The organism is Synechococcus sp. BA-120 BA3, assembly GCF_034931285.1.
GTDB lineage: Bacteria > Cyanobacteriota > Cyanobacteriia > PCC-6307 > Cyanobiaceae > Cyanobium.
On record NZ_JAYGHZ010000126.1, the window covers coordinates 1 to 2,757 of the forward strand.

The 2,757-nt window shown below is 67.6% G+C and carries 4 protein-coding genes; all 4 read left to right on the forward strand.

Translation table 11 applies throughout. The features are described 5' to 3' along the window. On the forward strand, window positions 1-190 hold a 190-nt coding region (locus tag VB737_RS06295; protein WP_500312056.1), incomplete at its 5' end, for a hypothetical protein. Further along, the gene (locus VB737_RS06300) at window positions 177-671 is read left to right on the forward strand and encodes a GspH/FimT family protein (protein ID WP_500312058.1); all 495 of its coding nucleotides are present in this window, start codon (window positions 177-179) and stop codon (window positions 669-671) included. The genes VB737_RS06295 and VB737_RS06300, both read left to right, overlap by 14 nt. Window positions 672-702: 31 nt before the next feature. Further along, the gene (locus VB737_RS06305) at window positions 703-1,278 is read left to right on the forward strand and encodes a PulJ/GspJ family protein (RefSeq protein WP_500312060.1); all 576 of its coding nucleotides are present in this window, start codon (window positions 703-705) and stop codon (window positions 1,276-1,278) included. 896 nt (window positions 1,279-2,174) lie between these two features. Further along, complete coding sequence (locus tag VB737_RS06310) at window positions 2,175-2,399, forward strand: hypothetical protein (RefSeq protein WP_500312062.1); 225 nt, start codon at window positions 2,175-2,177, stop codon at window positions 2,397-2,399. Window positions 2,400-2,757: the final 358 nt, after the last annotated feature.

Sequence of the window (2,757 nt, forward strand, 5' to 3'; positions counted from 1 at the left end):
GCTGCAGGCCCTGGCGGCCCAGCCCCTGGCCCCGGGGCTGGCGCGCCAGCTGGAGGTGTCGGCCAGCGGTGACGGGGTGGTGCTGCGGCTGGCGGTGGCCGGCGAGGCCGAACCGCGCCAGCGGCTGTATGTGCCGGTCGCCTTCGGGCGTTGCGGGATCCCGCAGGGAGGGGGCGGTGGCACACCCTGAGCCGGGGGGCTTCACCCTGCCGGAAGCCCTCCTGACCCTGGTGCTGGTGGGTCTGCTGGCCCAGCTGGGGTTCAGCTCCGCCAGCCGGGACCTGGCCGCCGCCCGGCTGGAGGGGGCCAGCCGCCGGGTGATGGTGGGGCTGGAGCGGGGACGGGATGCCGCCCTGCGCAGTGGCCGTCCCTGTGCCCTGAGCCTGGAGGCCACGGGCTGGCGGGAGCCCCAGGCGGGCAGCCTGCCGGCCTGCGAGGGGGCGGCCCTGGAGCTGGGGGAGGGGATCGGCGGGCTGGCGGTGAACGTCAGCCACAACCTGCCGGCGGCGGTCCGCTTCACCAGCAACGGGCTGATCATCGACGGCGGCACCGTGCTGCTGAGCACCGAGGGCACCGATCTGGTGCGCTGCGTGGTGGTGGCCCTGCCCCTCGGGGTCACCCGCCTGGGACGGCAGGGGCCGGGCGGCTGCCTGCCGGATCCCCCGTCCTGAGCCGCCCTGTTCTCTTCACCGGAGTTGCGCCATGGCCTTGCTGGGTACCCGCGGTCGTTCCATCAGGGGGCCGGCCGGCTTCTCGCTGGCGGAGCTGCTGGTGGCGGTGAGCGTCGGGCTGCTGCTGTGGGGGGTGGTGCTGCAGGCCCTGGTGGCGGAGGGCCGGCAGGTGGAGCGGATGGTGCGGCAGGTGCGGGAACGGGGCCAGCAGCGGCGGGTGCTGGCCCTGCTGCGGGGGGATCTGCAGCGGGCCACCCGGGTGGATCTGGGCCTGGGGACCGGGGCTGCCTGCGCCCTGGGGGGCCGGGATCCGGTGCTGCAGCTCCAGACACCGGCCGGCCCGATCACCTACACGGCGGGCAGCCCACCGAGCGCCATCTGGCGCCGGCGGGTGCTGATGCGCTGCGGCCCGGCCTTCGGGCTGGACGGCGAACCGAGTGCCGGAGCGGCCCAGAACCGGGTGCTGCTGGATGGGTTGGCCCTGACGGGGCTGGAGGCCCAGCGGGAACCCGACGGTCTGCTGCACCTGCGGCTGCGGCAGGACTTCGAGCCCTCAGGCGGTGGCGTCCAGCGGATTGAGACGGAGGCGCGGGTGCCTGCAAGCTGAGCGTCAGGTTCCACATTCAGCTGGTGGCCCAGAGATCAGGGGCTTCCCAGATCTCAGTGAGCTTCAGGCTCAGTCCAGGAAATGGCTCGCCTGCCTTCAGGGTGGCCGCCCCCTGGAGGCGTTGAGGCTGTGCACCGAGCCTTCGGAGAGGAGGAAGCCCGTGGAGCTGTCGAAAACCTGCCAACCGCCCACGCTGTCGGCCCATGCCAGCAGCCGCAGCAGCAAACGGCTGTTACGTACGCCGGTTTCACCGCCCGTGGGTGTGATACTGATGAGCGAGCTTTCCAGGGTAAGTTTGAGTGAGGTGGACCGCGTAAACGGGGCCTGGGTGAATGAGAGTCTTCAGCCGGCCAGACTCCACCATGAAACGCACCTGGCACACAGCGGAGCAGATCATCCGCAAGCTCAACAACGCCGAGCAGTTGATCGCCCAATGCTAGACCGTCGCCGAAGTCTGCCGCGTCATCGAAGTGACGCAGCCGACGTACCACCGCTGGCAACAGAAGTACGGCAGCATGCAGGCCGAGTAAGCCCGGCGACTGATCCAGCTGGAGAAGGTGAACGCCCGGCTCAAAAAGCTTCTGGCAGAAGTCGAGCTGGAGAAGGCCATGCTCAAGGACCTCGCCGAGGGAAACTTCTGAGCCTGAAACTCCGCCGCAGTGCTCTCGTGGTCCTTCAGGAGCGTTACCGGGCTTCTGAACGCTTCGTCTGCCGGGTGGTCGGCGAGTTTACGTGTCGCCTCTGGTCCAGTTATCGATGTCGCCTGACAGCTTGTGCAACGGCTCTGGCGCGAGGAAGGCCTGCAGCGGCCTACGCCCAGGAAGCGAAAGCGTGCACGGCCCGCATACGGCTCGGTCAGGCGACACCGGGCCTAGCATCTCGAGCAGGTCTGGGCCATGGACTTCCAGTTCAATGCCACCGTCGATTGCCGCAGACGCAAGTTCCTGAACGTGATTGACGAACACAGCCGTCTCCGGCTGGCGATCAGGGTTGGCAGGCGGTGCAAGGCCAAGGATGTCGTGGCAGGGCTGGTGAATCTCTCCAGCCTCTACCCGGCCCCGGCGTTCATTTGGTCCAATAACGGGCCGGAGTTCATTGAGCAGACTATACGGGACAGGTGAGAGGCGAGCGGCACCACCAGCACGGGCCACATCAAGTCAGGATTACCTTGGGAGAACGGCTTTGCTGAGCCGTTTGAAGTCTACTCGACATCGTCTATAACGGCCTGTTAAGGGATGAGTTCCTGAACGCTGAGCTGTTCTCTACAGCCCCGGGGGCGCAGATCCTAGCCGCTAGTTTGCGCTGGGAGTACAAAATCCTCAGTTCAATTCGGCTCTCCAGGAGAGTACGCCTGACGTGGACCCCGGAAACCGGTCCAGGGTGAATGAGAGTCTTCAGCCGGCCAGACTGGGCCGGGGACTCGACCATGAAACGCACCAGGCACACATCCGAACAGATCATCCGCAAGCTCAAGACCGC